The following is a 15,587-nucleotide window of genomic DNA, read 5'->3' on the forward strand; positions in this document are numbered from 1 at the left end:
TCGGCGGCATCTGACATCGATCGGAGTCAGTGTGACGGTCGAGCAGCGTGAAGAGACTCGTGCACCTCTCCACTCTGCGGGCTCCGGCCTCTGAAACCATGATCGATTCCAGACACCGGCGGCAGATCGCCGCGCAACACAGTCCCGCTCAAGCGTCGGAGCGAGGGAAGCGTCCGGAGGATCTGGACGAGCAGCAGACGCAAGACATTCATGGCGCATCGCCCGACGCACCGGAAACGCAGCCGCCCGGGGCTACCTCCGATGAGGCGATCGACAGCCAGAGTCAGCAGCCGGCGCAACTGGCCGGGGAAGCGGCGGCAAGCGGTGGCGTACCGGGCGCCGTGGTTGGCGCGGGAGCGCTGGGCCTCGCGGGCTTGGCCGCGGTGGCGAGCGGCGGTGGGTCGAAGTCGGGAGACTTCAAGCCGCCCGTGATCGAGACGCCAAAGCCGGAGAAGCCGACGCCGACGCCCCAGCCAGAGCGCCCGGCGCCGGGTCCGGATGTGCCAGCACCGGATCCTGACAGGCCTGCTCCGGACGCTGGGAAGCCGAAGCCCGATCCGGACAAGCCCACGCCAACGCCCGAAAAGCCGACGCCCGAACCCGAAAAGCCGGCGCCGTCACCTGAGAAACCGACGCCGGAGCCGGAGAAACCCGTGACCAAGCCGCCGGCACTGACCGTGACACTGGTCAATGACACCGGCTCCCAGAATGACGATCGCATCACCAGCGACGCCGAGCTCAAGATTGGAAACCTCGCGGCGGGCGCCACTTGGCGCTACAGCGTCGACGGTGGCGAGTGGAAGGATGGAAATGCGGCTGGCGTTATTTCCGCGTCGGAGTTCGCCGGAATCAGCGCCACCCGGCAGGTGCGGGTCGAACAATCAAATGCGGCTGGCGCAAGCGATCAGGCGACCTTCGAATTCCGGCTCGACACCATTGCGCCAGATAAGATTGTTGCCGCCCAGGCAGGCATGGAAATTCACGACCAAGGCTCGCTTGATGTGAATTTGATCGCCAATCGCGACGCCGATTTCAGCCATGTGCAGTTCAGTCTCGACCGCGGTCAGACGTGGGTCGACGACAAAATCTCCGCGGGAATGCTGGTGGGGAATAACGGCGCACGTGACGTGCTCGTCCGGCAGGTCGACAAGGCCGGGAATGCCAGCGATGCGCTCGACTATCAGTTCACGCTGAATACCACCGGTCCGAGTGTCTCCCTCAAGTACGACACCGGCGAGCATGCGGACGATCGCGTTACCAATATCTCCACGGTCGTCATTGGGGATCTGGAACCGACTGCGAGTTGGCGGTACAGCCTGGACGGGGGGCGGAACTGGAAGGGCGGTGGCGCGACGAAAGAAATCGCTGCCTCGGAATTCGGATTCGAGGACGGCGCGAGGTCGGTCTTGGTACAACAATTTTCGACCGATGGATCAAAGCCGTTTGAGGGTGCAAGCGAAAGCGCCATCCGCACTTACGAATTCAATTTTCAGCGCCAAGCGATTGCTGCAACGATCGGAACGGATTGGCAGGTGGAAAACACGTTGGGGACTGCCGGTGCTGACCGGTTCGTCGTGGGTGTCGGCAAAAAAGGCGCAGCGAGGGTGGAAGGGTATAGGTATTCCGAGGGGGACGTCATAGACCTTCGCGGGCTTTTTCAGGTGGACGAGGGGAAGCAGCTCTCGGACTATTTTTCTGTTGCTGGAGGGGGTGGGAGAGCATTGTCGGTTAGTTATTCAGGAGAAATTGACAAAGGCCCTGACTTGACGGTTGCTCTGGTGGCAGCTGGGGGTGGTGACTATACCGTATTTTCGGTGCTATATTCTGGCGGGGTATTCTTCCATTCAGATAAGTCCTGATGAAAAAAACCGGCCTCGGCCGGGTTTTTTTTGTTCAGGGTTGCGGCGTTTACATGAACAAGTGCTCGCCCGCGTTCTCCCCGCCGAGGACCACGTAATTCACCTTGCGCAACTCCGCCAGGCTGCGGCCGCCGGCGTAGGACACCGAGCTCTGCAGGTCCTCTTCCATCTCGCGCAGGGTTTCCGAGAGATGCCCCTTCACCGGCTCGAGGATGCGTTTGCCTTCCACGTGCTTGTATTCGCCCTTGTTGAAGTCGGACGCCGAGCCGTAGTACTCCTTGTAGCGCTTGCCGTCGACCTCGACGGTGTTGCCGGGCGACTCCTCATGCCCCGCGAACAGCGAGCCGATCATCACCATCGCCGCGCCGAAGCGCACGCTCTTGGCGATGTCGCCGTGATGGCGGATGCCGCCGTCCGCGATGATGGGCTTGGTCGCCACGCGCGCGCACCACTTCAGCGCCGAGAGCTGCCAGCCCCCCGTGCCGAAGCCGGTCTTGAGCCGCGTGATGCAGACCTTGCCCGGACCGATGCCAACCTTGGTCGCGTCCGCGCCCCAGTTCTCGAGATCGATCACGCCCTCCGGCGTGCCCACGTTGCCCGCGATCACGAAGGTCTTGGGCAGCTTGTGCTTGATGTGGGCGATCATCCGCTGCACCGAGTCGGCATGCCCGTGCGCGATGTCGATGGTGATGTAGTCGGCGCCGACGCCTTCGGCGGCCAGGCGGTCGATGAGCGCGTAATCGGCGTCCTTGACACCGGCGCTGAGGGACACGAACAGCCCCTTGTCCCGCATCGCGCGGGCGAAGGCGAGGGCGTCCAGGTCGAACCGGTGCATCACGTAGAAGTAGCCGTTGGCGGCCAGCCATTCGGTGATGGACTCGTCGACGACCGTCTTCATGTTCGCGGGCACCACCGGCAGCTTGAAGCGGCGGGGGCCGAAGTCGATCGAGGTGTCGCACTCGCTGCGGCTGGTCACGCGGCACTTGCGCGGCAGCAGCAGGATGTTGTCGTAGTCAAAGATTTCCATGGTCCAAAGTCGCAAAGTCGGGCTGCGTTGATGCAGTGCATGCCCTGGGCTGCGAGCGCTTGACTTGGGACCCGGCCAAAAAAAAACCGGGTCCCAAAATTTGGGCCCGGTGGCTCATTCTACGCATGCCCCGGCGACGGCCTCGCCACCTTGCGGTGCAGCATGCACGGATCGGGGGCTTTTGAGCGCAGTTCGCTAAACTTCGCCCCCTTGGCCCCTCACCGGGCGACCTCAGAAGACCAGCCACATGCATTCCGTCGTCATCAGCGGCACCGGCCTGTACCAACCTCCGCACGTCATCACCAACGCCGAACTGGTGGAGGCCTTCAACCGCTACGTCGACCTGCAGAACGCCGAGCACGCCGAAGCCATCGCCGCCGGCACGCGCCAGCCGCTGGTGCACTCGAGCGTGGAGTTCATCGAGAAGGCCTCCGGCATCAAGCAGCGCTACGTGATCGAGAAGGAGGGCGTGCTCGACCCGGCGCGCATGTACCCGCGCTTCGAGGAGCGCGCCGACGACCAGCTGTCGCTGATGGCGGAGATCGCCGTCGACGCCGCCCGCAAGGCGCTGGCCGCGGCGGGGCGCCAGCCGCAGGACGTGGACGCGGTGTTCTGCTCCGCCGCCAACATGCAGCGCGCCTATCCGGCCATGGCGGTGGAGATCCAGCAGGCGCTGGGCGCGGGCGGCTATGGCTTCGACATGAACGTGGCCTGCTCGTCGGCGACCTTCGCGCTGGAGCAGGCCTTCAACGCGGTGCGCTCGGGCGCGTCCAAGTGCGTGCTGATCGTGAATCCGGAGATCACCTCGGCCCACCTGGAATGGAAGGACCGCGACTGCCACTTCATCTTCGGCGATGTGTGCACGGCCATCGTGGTCGAGCGCGCCGACCTGGCGGTGGCGCCGGAGCAGTGGGAGATCCTGGGCACCAAGCTGGCGACGCAGTTCTCGAACAACATCCGCAACAACTTCGGCTTCATGAACAAGGCCGAGGACAGCGATCCCGATGCGCGCGACAAGACCTTCCGCCAGGAGGGCCGCAAGGTGTTCAAGGAGGTGGTGCCCATCGCCGCCGCGCACATCGAGCAGCATCTGGCCGCGCTGCACATCCAGCCCACCGACGTCAGCCGCTACTGGCTGCACCAGGCCAACCTGGGCATGAACCAGCTGGTGATCAAGAAACTGGTCGGCGGCGAGGCGGGCGCGGAGATCGCGCCGCTGATCCTGGACACCTACGCCAACACGGCCTCGGCCGGTTCGGTGATCGCCTTCCACGAGCATCGCGCCAACCTGAAGCCGGGCGACCTGGGCGTGATCTGCTCGTTCGGCGCCGGATATTCGGTGGGCAGCGTCGTCGTCAAGAAGCGCTGAGCCGCGCGCTGGCCCCCTGAACAGGTGGCCCGCTCCCGTCCCGATCGGCGCAGCATTGCGCACGGAGCCCCGCCCCGCACGCCGCGGCGCGGCGCCCCGTCCTCACCGGGGAGCGAGCCATGGTCCTGTTGCTCCGCGCCTTCGTCGTCGGCGCCCTCCTGATGCCGGTGGCGCCGCTGGCGCTGTCGCAGCCCGCGCCGGCACCGCGCCAGCGCGTCGTGATCATTCCCAAGCTGGTGGGGATCACCTACTACGACGCGGTGAAGTCGGGCATCGACGCCGCCGCCCGCGAGCTCCCCGAGCTGGAGCTGACCTGGACCGGTCCCGCGCAGGACCAGGTGGAGAAGCAGATCGAGATGATCGAGCGGCTCATCCCGACCAGGCCCGCGCTGATCGCCGTGGCCGCGAACGATCCGGTGGCGATCGCGCCGGTGCTCGCGAAGGCGCAGCGCGCCGGCATCCATGTGATGAGCTGGGACGGCGACAGCCGGCAGCGCGAGTTCTTCGTCAACCTGGTCGACTTCGAGGAGTTCGGCGCCCGGCTGGTCGAGACCGTGGTGAAGGAGATCGGCGAGAAGGGCGAGCTGGCCATCGTCACCACCAGCTTCACCGCGCCGAACCAGACCAGCTGGATCGACGCGATGAAGAAGACGATCTACGCGCGCCATCCCGGCCTGCGCATCGTCGACATCCGCCCCGCCGGCGAGAGCACGGAAGAGGCCTACCGCATCGCGCAGGACTACCTGAAGTCCATGCCCGGCCTGAAGGCGATCGTCGGGCTGGGCGCGCCCAATCTTCCCGGCGTCGCGCGCGCGGTCAAGGACGCGCAGCTGGCGGGCCGGATCGCGGTGATCGGCAATTCGACGCCCAACCTGATGCGCGGCTTCCTCAAGGACGGCACCGTGAAGACGGTGCTGCTGTGGAACGCGCCGGACCATGGCTATCTGACCGTCTACTGCGCGCGTCAACTGCTCGCCGGCGGCCTGAAGGCCGGCCAGCCTTTCGAGGCGGGCCGCCTGGGCCGCTTCACGCCGCGCAGGGACGCGGTGAACCTGCAGGTCGCGCTGCCGGTGCTGGTGTTCACGAAGGACAACGTGGACCAGTTCAAGTTCTGAGGCCAGGGGCCCGCGGTGAAGGTCTCGACGCGACTCAACCTGCTCTCGCTGCTCACCGTGCTGGTGATGACGGCGCTGGTGCTGGGCGCGGCAGTGGCCTTCCTCCAGGCCGACCTGAAGCAGTCGCGCGAGCGCCTGATGCAGCTGGAGCTGCAGGGCGCGACCCAGGCCATCCGGCAGCAGCTGTACCGCTCCGGCGTGCTGGCCGCGGCCAAGGAGGCCCAGGAGCAGCTGCGGCTGCTGCGCGGGAAGGAGGGCTTCGCCACGGCGACGCTGTTCATCGTCGAGCGCAACGACCTGCGCGTCGTCTATCACCCGCAGGGGCCGATCGGCGAGCGGGCGCGGCATCCCTTCGTCGAGGAGATGGTGCGCCGGGGCACCGGCACGCTGGAGTACGAGTACCTCGGTGAGCGGCGCCTGGCGGTGTTCCACGCGCTGGAGCCGGTGGGCTGGCTGATCGGCGTGGCGGTGTCGCAGCGCGAGATGTACGCGCCGATGTTCCGGTTCATGCGCGCGATCGGCGGCATCACCTTCGTGGCGCTGTGCCTGAGCGGCCTGGCGGTGAACCTGTTCGGGCGCTGGCTGATGCGGCGGGTGCGCTCCGCGCTGCTGTGCGTGCAGCAGATCGGCCAGGGCGACCTGTCGGCGCGCGTGCCGCAGGCGCTGGTCGACGACGAGATCGGCGACCTGCAGCGCGGCATCAACGCGATGGCCAGCCGCATCGAGGCGCGCACCGCCGAGCAGCGCGAGGCCCGCCAGGCGCTGAGCGCGGGCGAGGCGCGGCTGCGCCGGGTGATCGAGTCCAGCATGATCGGCGTGTTCTTCTGGGACGTGTCCGGCGCGGTGACCGAGACCAATGACGCCTTCCTGGAGATCATCGGCTACACGCGCGAGGACCTGGAGGCGGGGCGCGTCGACTGGACCGCGCTGACGCCGCCCGAGGAGGCCGAGGCCGACCGCCGCGCCGTCGAGCTGCTGCGGACCACGGGCCGCTGCCCGTCCTACGAGAAGCACTACGTCCGCAAGGACGGGCGGCGGGTGCCGGTGCTGATCGGCGGCGCGCTGCTGAGCGACTCGACGCAGCAGGGCGTGGCCTTCATCGTCGACCTGACCGAGCGCCGCCAGGCCGAAGCGGACCGCCAGGCGCGGCGCGTCGCCGAGGCGGCCAGCCAGGCCAAGGGCGAGTTCCTGGCCAACATGAGCCACGAGATCCGCACGCCGATGAACGCGATCCTGGGCATGTCGTATCTCGCGCTGCAGGGGCGCCTGGACCCGCAGCAGCGCAACTACATCCAGAAGGTGCATGCCTCGGCGGAGTCGCTGCTGGGGATCATCAACGACATCCTGGACTTCTCGAAGATCGAGGCCGGCAAGCTGGACATGGAGGCGATCCCCTTCGACCTGTCCGACGTGATGGACAACCTGGCCAACGTGGTCGGGCTGAAGGCGGAGGAGAAGGGGCTGGAGCTGCTGTTCGACGAGCCGCCCGACCTGCCCACCGCGCTGGTGGGCGATCCGTCGCGGCTGGGGCAGGTGCTGCTGAACCTGGGCAACAACGCCGCCAAGTTCACCGAGCAGGGGGAGGTGGTGATCGCGGTGTCGGTGCTCGAGCGCGAGGCCGGCTGGGTGCGTCTGCGCTTCGAGGTGCGCGACACCGGCATCGGCATGAGCGACGAGCAGCAGCGCGGGCTGTTCGAGCCCTTCATGCAGGCGGATGCGTCGACGAGCCGGCGCTATGGCGGCACCGGCCTGGGACTGGCGATCAGCCGCCAGCTGGTGCGGCTGATGGGCGGCGAGCTCGAGGTCGACAGCGCGCCGGGGCGCGGCAGCCGCTTCGGGTTCAGCGTGCGGCTGGGCCTTGATGCGCAGGCCGCGGCGCCGGAGCGGGCCCGGCTCGACCTCGGACGCCTGCGGGGCGCGCGGGCGCTGATCGCGGATGACAACGCGAGCGCCCGCGAGCTGCTGGCGGAGATGACGGGCGCGCTGGGCCTGAAGGTCGAGACGGCGGTAGACGGCCTGGATGCGCTGCGTCAGGTGGCGCTCGCCGAGGCGCGCGACGAGCCTTACGACCTGCTGCTGCTGGACTGGCGCATGCCGGGCATGGACGGCGTGGCCTGCGCGCGCGCGCTGTCCGAGCGCCGGCATCCGCGCCATCCGATGCCGCCGGTGCTGATGCTGACGGCCTTCAGCCGGCATGAGGTGCAGCAGCGGCTGGACGATCAGCGGGTGACGGTGGGGGCGCTGCTGACCAAGCCGGTGACGCCGTCGACGCTGTTCGACGCCTGCGCGACCGCGCTCGGGCTGAAGGGCACGCCGGCGACGCGGCGCGCGCAGCGGGAGGAGTCGATGCAGGGCTACCGGGCCGCGCTGCAGGGCGCCCGCATCCTGCTGGTGGAGGACAACGCCTTCAATCAGGAACTGGCGCTGGACGTGCTGCACCGGGCCGGCATCGAGGTCAGCGTCGCGGGCCACGGGCGCGAGGCCCTGGCGATGCTGGAGCGGCAGGTCTTCGACGGCGTGCTGATGGACTGCCAGATGCCGGTGATGGACGGCTATTCGGCGACGCGGGCGCTGCGGCAGGACCCGCGCTGGCGCGAGCTGCCGGTGATCGCGATGACCGCGAACGCGATGGTCGGCGACCGGGACAAGGCGCTGGACGCCGGCATGAACGATCACGTCGCCAAGCCGATCCGGATGGAGGAGCTGTTCGGGGCGCTGGCGCGCTGGGTGCGGCCGGGGGCGGCGGTCCCGGGCGCGGCGGCGCGTGGCGCGAACGCGCGCGAGGGCGTGGGCGGGGACTCGGGCTTCGGCGGCCTGCCGGCGCTGCCGGGCGTCGATCTCCAGGCCGGGCTGGCCGGGATGATGGGCGATGGCGCGCTCTACCGGCGGCTGCTGCGGATGTTCCAGGAGCGCCAGACGGACTTCCTGACGCGCTTTCGCGCGCTGCAGGCCGCGCACGACACGGCGGCGATGCGGATGGCGCACGACCTCAAGAGCGCGTCGGCGGCGCTGGGCATGAAGGAGGTCCACGCGGCGGCGCAGGCGCTCGAGCAGGCCTGCCTGCGCGGCGCGGACGAAGCTGCGCTCGATTCGCTGGCCGGGGAGGTCGACCGCCTGCTGGCGCCAGTGCTGGCGGGGCTGCGGGCGCTGGAGAGCGAGGCGGCGCCGTCAGCCGGCGGGCGGCCGCGCGCTGGCGCCTGAGGCCTCGGGCGCGCGCTTCCCGGCGGTCTTGCGCTGGTCCTCGGCTTCGCGGGCCAGCTGCTCGCGCGCGAGATCGATGTCGCCGCGATCCAGGCGGTCGAGCTGATATCGGAAGTCCTGCATCAGGCCGTCGCACTCGGCCAGGCGCGCGCGATCCGCGCCGGAGCGGCGATCGAGCGCGTCGAGCAATTGCCGCACGTCACTGGGCAGGCCCGGGAGCTCGCTGTCGTCCGGCGCGTCGTCGGGGCGCGCCCAGTCGGCCATGTACACGCGCATGGCCAGCCACAGGTCCGAGTGCACGGCCTGGAGCGCGAAGGCCTGGCAGGCCGGGTCGGCGCTGTGCCTGCCCTCCGGGCACACCTTGCGCGCGGCGTCCAGCACCGTGAGTCCGATCGGCGGCGGGCTCATCTTCAGCAGCACCGCGCCGCCCTGTTCGGGACTGGCGAATCCCATCCGGGCGAATCGTCTGAGGGCCAGTTCATCGCCGGTGCCCACGTGCGTGGCGCCGCGGCTGGCGTCCATGATCGAGCGCGCGGCGGCGGTGTCCGGGCTCTGGCCGGCGGCCATCCAGAAGGGGAGCAGGTTGCCCGGGTCCAGGGCCATCCAGCGCGAGGCCGGCACGCGCGCGCAGATCTCCGGATGGCCGGCGGAGCAGCGCGAGGCGACCATGCCGAAGACGGCGGGATCGGTGGTCGCCTCCGCGATCGAGATCGCGCGCGGCCAGTCGTCGCGCAGCAGCGCGGCGATGAGGCGGCCGGGTTCGTCGGTGGCGCCGTCGAGCCGCTGGGCGAAGGCTTCGATGCGGCGCTGCAGCGGGGTGCCCTTGCGGGAGAGGCGTTCGTCGATGGAGTTGCCGCTGCGCTCGTTCACGGGCGTGTCGTCGCCGCAGAGCGTGTGGATGCCGTCGATGAAGGGCGTCTCGTCCGACGAGGCGTAGGTGTCGTGGTCCTCGGGGCCCGTGTCATCGAGGGCGTCCAAGGCGTCGAGGGCGTCCGTGTCGAAGAGCTGGAGTTCGTCCGCCAGGTCGTGGTCCGTGGTGCCCGCCGTTCCGGCATCGGCGAGCAGCGTGCCGGAGGCGGAAGAGGAGGGCGGGGCGGCGGGCGCCGATTCGGACGGGGTGTCGAGGGCGGAGCGAACGCCCTCCAACGGCAAGGCGCCGAACGACGCGGCAAGCACCACGGCCACGACGAGCGCAACGCCGGCGGCGGCGATCACCCATCCGCGCCAGGAGCGCTGGCGCGGATGAGATGGCTTCGAAGGGGCGTCTCCAGAGGGCATGCGTCGCGTGGTTGTCGGCGCGCAGCATACAGGCGAAGGGAGGAAGGTGCCGCAAGCTTGGAGCGTCATCAAAACTGATGATTGCTCGCTGGGGTGACCCTTTCAGAATCCGAAAGGACTGACGACAACTTGAAGGGAGGACAGTTGTGCACAGAGCATCCATGCCTTCTTCGTCCGCGAGGCGCCTTCGACAAGCATCTGGGCGATCGGCCGTTGCGACGTTGATGGCGAGCAGTTGCATCACAGCACACGCGCAGAGCTGTCAGAACCAGCCACAAATCCAGACGCCGAAGGAGCTCATCTCGGCTTGGATCGTGGATCAGTCGACCGGGCAGACGCTGACGAGCGGACAAGTCGTGCCGATCAACACGACGGTCCTCCTGCACGGCCATGCGGAAGCGCGCAGTCTGTGCGATGTGTATGTCCTCGATCAGGGAGTCAATTGCGTCTACGTCCGTACGGACAATCGCACGGTCAACAACATCGACCGCACCTACTACTACGCACCCAACGGGGTCCAGCCGTATGTAAAGACTTTCGGCCGCGATCCCGCCACCGGCGGGACTGCCTTCTACAACGTCCTTGATACTTTGGACGCGGCCCACTCCGGCGGGCCTAGTACGGTGGGCCTCAGCTCTGAAGGCGCCTACACCTTCTACACGGCCAATCTCATCAACGTCACGGGATGCAATATCGCGCCAGACAGCATCTCGGCGCAGCCCATCGTCCTGTACGCGCGTCAAGCGCATCCACGACGCTATTGCCCAGCTACCAGCGGCGACGAGAGTGTTCTGTTCGGCAACCCTTGCAACGCGCTCACGGGCAACAAGACCCAGACCGAGGTGGATTGGCCCGGACCGGCGCAGAGAGTCGTCCGGACATACAGCAGCGATTCGGCCTACGTTGACGTCGGCTTCGGCTATGGCTGGTCCAGCCCGCTCCTGCGGCGCGTATTCCGAGGCAATAGCCGATTGATCATCGAGCGCGGCACCGGCGAAAGTGAGCTCTTCACGCTCAGCAGCGGCGTCTGGAGCGGTGACACCGTCACGCGCTACAAGGTGGCCAATGGCGCCAACGGGGGCTATGCCATCTCGCTGGTGGACGGCAGCGTCGAGCATTACAGCGCGGCTGGGTTGCTGCTGGACGAGGTCGACCGGAATGGCCGAACCAACGTCTATCAATACGACAGCAGCAATCGCCTGACAATGTGGACCGATCCCTTCGGAAGGACGTCAACGATCTCCTATGTCGGCGCTTCTCCTCGGATCGCTTCGATCTCCGACGGACACGGGTACTCGACGAGCTACCAGTACGACAGCAATGGGGCGCTGACCCAGGTGACTTATCCGGATGGCAGCGCTCGTCTCTACAGCTATCAAGTCATTGCGAACAACGGCAATGTCGGAGGTGCCCTCCTGACTGGGATCACCGACGAGAACGCCGTCGCCTATGTGGCGTGGACCTACGACAGCGCCGGCCGGGTCGCATCCTCGAAGCGCGCCCCGGGCAGCGCCAACCCCGTGGACGTTCACACCTTCTCCTACACACCGTCCAGCTACACGACCGCAGTCACGGATCCGCTTGGCACCGTGTGGATCCTGACATACGCGACCTATTTCAGCGAACTCGTGCTTCGCACGAAGAAGAACTCTGTCGACAACCTCACGTACACCCAGACCTATTCGGGATACGGCTTCCTCGATGGCAAGACGGACAGGCTAGGCAATCAGGCCTGCTATGGATACGACTCCACCCGCATCTATCTGGAGACGCTTCGCCAGGAGGGCGTCCCGCCCGGCTCGTCGTGCTATCCGTACCCGTTCTTCACGCCGCCGGCGGGTGCCCGCCGGATCAGCACCCAATGGCACCCGGACTGGCGCCTGGAGACCAAGGTCGCCGAGCCGGGCCGCATCACGACCAAGGTCTACAACGGGCAGCCCGATCCGTTCAATGGCAACGCCACGGCGAGCTGCGCACCCGGCGGCGCGTTGCTGCCCAGCGGCAAGCCGATCCCCGTGCTGTGCAAGCAGGTCGAGCAGGCGACGACGGACGCCAACGGCGGCCAGGGTTTCAACGCGAGCCTGCAGAGCGGCGTGGCCAATCGAGTCTGGAGCTGGACCTACAACAGCCTCGGCCAGATGCTGAGCGAGACCGATCCGATCAACCACACGACGAGCTACGCGTATTACGCGGCCACCAGCTTCACTGGAACCGATCCGAACGCGGTGGGCTACACGCTGGGCGACTTGCAAAGCGTGACCAATGCGAAGGGGCAGGTGACCACGTTCACCAAGTACGACAGACGCGGCAACTTGCTGGAGAGCGTGGACCCGAACGGTGTCGTGTCGGCCAGCAGCTTCGACCTCAGGGGACGGCTCCTGAGCACCATCGTAGGCGGGCAGGGGGCGAGCTACAGCTACGACGCGGCGGGTCAATTACTCAAGGTGACGGCGCCGGACTCGAGCTGGATCGGCTACGAATACGACGTGGCGCACCGCCGAACCGCGGTGAAGGACAACCTGGGGAATCGCATCGAGTTCGTGCTGGACAACGCCGGGAACGTGACGGGGCAAAGCGCCAAGGACCCCTCGGGCGCTCTGGCCCGCAGCCTGAGCAGGACGATGGACGGGCTCGGGCGGCTACAGCAGACCACAGGCCGGGAGTGATGATGAGCACCCATCAAGCACGGCACTCGAGAGACGGCCTCCATCTGATGCCGGTCGTGTTGACCTTGAGCGTCCTGGCGCCGCATGCGAGCGCACAGGGATTGCCCGCCCCGCCGGCTTCGCCGGCGCCCGTGGTGAGCTACGAGTACGACGCCCAGAGCAACCAGACAAAGATCAGGCTGGCTCCTGGCGTGAGCGGCTACAACTTCGTCACGCAAAGCAGTTATGACTCGCTGAATCGGCGCAAGACCGTCACCGACGCCAAGAGCGGGCTGACGCAAATCGGCTACGACGCGATGAGCCGCACCACCAGCGTCTCAGACCCGAGAAGCCTGCTGACCCAATATCCGCGCAATGGCCTGGGAGACGTGACCAGCCTGATCAGTCCCGATACCGGCACGGCCACGCACACCTACGACGCCGCGGGCAACATCATGACTCGCACCGACAGCCGCGGCGTGTTGGCGACCCATGCGTATGACGCGCTGAATCGCCTCATCGGCGTCGTCTTCAGCAAGAGCGGCCAAGCGAGTCTCACCTACAGCTGGACCTATGACGAGACGGGCACGGGTTTCAGCAACGGCATTGGGCGCCTGACCTCCACCAACCACCCCAGCGGCGCGACTCGGTACGCCTACGACCCGCAAGGGCGCTTGCTCACCGAGACCCAGACGGTGAACGCGCAAAGCGGCGCCAATCTCAGCGCGGTGACCACCGCGGTGAGTTATGGCTACGACGCGGCCGGCAATATCACCAGCATCACTTACCCATCTGGGCGCGTGCTCACCATGTCTTACAGCGGCGGACATGCCACCGCAATCGCGCTGGCCAAGAACGCAAGCAGCAGCGCAAGCACGCTGCTGGACCAGATCGCCTACACGCCGTTTGGCGGCCCACTGAGCTGGAATTGGCAGACGAGCGGCGGGGCACAGGCCAACGTCCGTGTCTTCGACACCACTGGCCGCCTGGTGCGCTACCGGCTGGCCAACACCATCCGAGACCTCACCTACGATGCGGCCAACCGCATCGCCAGCTACACGCACTACGACGCCACCACCGGTGCTGCGACCTCAAGCCTGGATCAGAGCTTCGGCTACGACGAGCTCGGGCGGCTCACCAGCATTACTGCGGGCGGCAACACCTGGGCGATCACCTATGACGCCAATGGCAACCGAACCGGCGTGACGTTCAACGGTACGACCAGCGCCTACACGACGAGCGCCACGAGCAACCGGCTCAGCAGCATCACCAACCCTTCCAGGAGCTTTGGCTACGACAGTGCAGGCAACACCACCAGCGACAGTGCGAGCTACACCAGCACGTATGACCTGTCGGGAAGGCTGACGACCCTGAGCACCAGCAGCCTAACCGCGACCTTCAGCTATGACGCCTTGGGGCGACGCGTGCGCAAGTTCAACTCCTCAGGATCCAGCAGCACGGCGATCTTCGTTTACGACCAACGCGGACAGCTGCTGGGCGAATACGACGGCAGCGGACAGGCGATCCGCGAGTACGTCTGGCTCGGGGGCATGCCAGTCGCAGTTTTCATGCCAGATCCCGCGAACAGTGCAAATCCGCCGCTCGTTTACTACATTCATACGGATCACCTAAACACGCCGCGCGTCGTCGTCGACTTGGACAATGCAGTCCGCTGGCGGTGGCTTGCGGAACCCTTCGGGACGACCGCACCGGAGTCCGATCCCAGCAGCCTTGGATTCTTCACGCAGAACCTGCGCTTCCCGGGTCAGTACGCCGATGCCGAAACTGGACTTTTCTACAACATGGCTCGGGACTATGACGGCGATATCGGTAGATTCGTGCAATCCGACCCGATTGGACTCAATGGTGGTATCAACACTTACACATACGTAGAAGGGCAACCGACTGCGCACACTGATGAACTGGGCCTCGCGAACTCAGGAGCGATTCAATGGATGAGGCCTCGACCATGGGTTCGCCCGCAGGGTGAGTTCTTGGCCTGCTACTCCTCGTGCGTTTCCACTCTGGGCACAAATGAATCATGGAACGTTGCTATTGGAGCAAACGCAGTTGCAGGCGCGCCCTATGAACTTGTCCCGGTGTTTGATTATGAATCCGGAAGGCTTAGGGGGTTCGAGCGCGATACAAGTCTTGCTTTCAGAGTACTTAGGGATCAGTCGCCCAAGTATGCGAGCCGCTTGCTGCAGGTTGGTAAGAAATCGGCATGGGTGGCGGGGGCTTGCGTTGCTTGGACGGTAGGTACTTCATATGGTTGCATGGCTAGTTGCGGTGCGGATCCATCGAGTTACTAGAGCTATTGAGTCAGGAAAATGACAACAACCCCATTTCGATGTGAAAAGTCAGGCGAAGCACTTTCCGTAGATAAGGGGGGGAAGTGTTCCCTGTGTTGCCGCCTCCTAAGTGCCAAGTATTTAAGACAGGCGCTTTATATGGAGCAGCGTTCGCCAATTTGCGTGGACTGCATCGAGATGATTGCAGATCACGCCACTAGCTTCGTTCGCGATGAGTTAGTGCAGCCTTTGCCCCGCTTCACCGCAGACAAATAAGAAGAGCGACGCGGAGGCCGACTCACGCCGTCAATTGGTTCATCGCGGTGGTAGCCGCTCCCAATCCTCGTGCCCCAGAACGAGGGGGTATCCGACCGAGGGGTGCACGAGAGCCCAGAACCAGGACATCGAGGAGCTGAGCAGTGCTGTGGAGGAGTATCAAGACCAGCGTGAGAATGCAGTAATCCTGTATCGACGGGACTGAACGTTCATGAACCGCTTCGTGCTTCTTGGAATTTTCGCATTTGGCGGAGTCTCCTCCGCATGTGTTCTGGCTCGAGACGGCTCTCAATGAGTTTCTCGAATCCGAATGGGAGCGCGGCGTTGGTAACTCTCTTAGAGTGGTTCCATGAAAATGTTTGTCATGCTCGCTGTCACTGCGGGGCTCTCATTCGGCTTGGCGGTTTCAAGCTTCAAGTGCAACACCTCTGACGAGGTCCAGGGTCAACATTGAGAAGACTTCCTGGGGCGTATGCCAATTCAGAATCTTACGTGGCCGTCCGTTGATTGATTCCTCGATGGCGGT

8 protein-coding genes are annotated in these 15,587 nt (G+C 65.9%); 6 read left to right on the top strand and 2 right to left on the bottom strand.

What is annotated here, in order from left to right; genetic code table 11:
- Positions 1 to 59 precede the first annotated feature (59 nt).
- Positions 60 to 1,859, top strand: coding sequence for a hypothetical protein (locus ABDW61_RS17270; protein WP_343640385.1), 1,800 nt, complete (start codon positions 60 to 62; stop codon positions 1,857 to 1,859).
- Between the two features lie 49 nt (positions 1,860 to 1,908).
- Here ABDW61_RS17270 and ABDW61_RS17275 read toward each other — a convergent pair whose 3' ends face one another.
- A complete protein-coding gene (locus tag ABDW61_RS17275) occupies positions 1,909 to 2,886 on the bottom strand; it encodes a GMP reductase (protein WP_343640386.1) in 978 nt (325 codons plus the stop codon).
- 247 nt (positions 2,887 to 3,133) lie between these two features.
- On the opposite strand from ABDW61_RS17275, the gene ABDW61_RS17280 reads away from it, so the two are divergent.
- The 3 genes from ABDW61_RS17280 to ABDW61_RS17290 all read left to right on the top strand — a co-directional run bounded on the left by ABDW61_RS17280 (position 3,134) and on the right by ABDW61_RS17290 (position 8,571).
- Positions 3,134 to 4,255, top strand: a complete 1,122-nt coding sequence (locus ABDW61_RS17280) for a beta-ketoacyl-ACP synthase III (RefSeq protein ID WP_343640387.1) — start codon at positions 3,134 to 3,136, stop codon at positions 4,253 to 4,255.
- 119 nt (positions 4,256 to 4,374) lie between these two features.
- Complete coding sequence (locus tag ABDW61_RS17285; protein ID WP_343640389.1) at positions 4,375 to 5,370, top strand: substrate-binding domain-containing protein; 996 nt, start codon at positions 4,375 to 4,377, stop codon at positions 5,368 to 5,370.
- Positions 5,371 to 5,385: 15 nt separating this feature from the next.
- Positions 5,386 to 8,571 carry a response regulator gene (locus ABDW61_RS17290; protein ID WP_343640391.1) on the top strand — a complete coding sequence of 1,062 codons (3,186 nt, stop codon included), beginning with the start codon at positions 5,386 to 5,388 and terminating at the stop codon, positions 8,569 to 8,571.
- Here the strand turns inward: ABDW61_RS17290 and ABDW61_RS17295 are convergent.
- Positions 8,539 to 9,786 carry a hypothetical protein gene (locus ABDW61_RS17295; protein WP_343640393.1) on the bottom strand — a complete coding sequence of 416 codons (1,248 nt, stop codon included), beginning with the start codon at positions 9,784 to 9,786 and terminating at the stop codon, positions 8,539 to 8,541. The two genes, ABDW61_RS17290 and ABDW61_RS17295, sit on opposite strands and share 33 nt — an antisense overlap.
- A 377-nt stretch (positions 9,787 to 10,163) precedes the next feature.
- Between ABDW61_RS17295 and ABDW61_RS17300 the strand changes: the two genes are divergently transcribed.
- Both ABDW61_RS17300 and ABDW61_RS17305 read left to right on the top strand, forming a co-directional pair.
- Positions 10,164 to 12,515, top strand: a complete 2,352-nt coding sequence (locus ABDW61_RS17300) for a DUF6531 domain-containing protein (RefSeq protein ID WP_343640395.1) — start codon at positions 10,164 to 10,166, stop codon at positions 12,513 to 12,515.
- A 2-nt stretch (positions 12,516 to 12,517) separates the two neighbouring features.
- Positions 12,518 to 14,806 carry an RHS repeat-associated core domain-containing protein gene (locus ABDW61_RS17305; protein WP_343640397.1) on the top strand — a complete coding sequence of 763 codons (2,289 nt, stop codon included), beginning with the start codon at positions 12,518 to 12,520 and terminating at the stop codon, positions 14,804 to 14,806.
- Positions 14,807 to 15,587: the final 781 nt, after the last annotated feature.

The organism is Roseateles sp. (genome assembly GCF_039595595.1).
Classification (GTDB): Bacteria; Pseudomonadota; Gammaproteobacteria; order Burkholderiales; family Burkholderiaceae_C; genus Roseateles.

What these genes read in the sequence shown, in the direction of transcription:
- ABDW61_RS17275 (WP_343640386.1), bottom strand. Translation starts at nt 2,886, where the DNA reads ATGGAAATCTTTGACTACGACAACATCCTGCTGCTGCCGCGCAAGTGC.
- ABDW61_RS17280 (WP_343640387.1), top strand. Translation starts at nt 3,134, where the DNA reads ATGCATTCCGTCGTCATCAGCGGCACCGGCCTGTACCAACCTCCGCAC.
- ABDW61_RS17285 (WP_343640389.1), top strand. Translation starts at nt 4,375, where the DNA reads ATGGTCCTGTTGCTCCGCGCCTTCGTCGTCGGCGCCCTCCTGATGCCG.
- ABDW61_RS17305 (WP_343640397.1), top strand. Translation starts at nt 12,518, where the DNA reads ATGAGCACCCATCAAGCACGGCACTCGAGAGACGGCCTCCATCTGATG.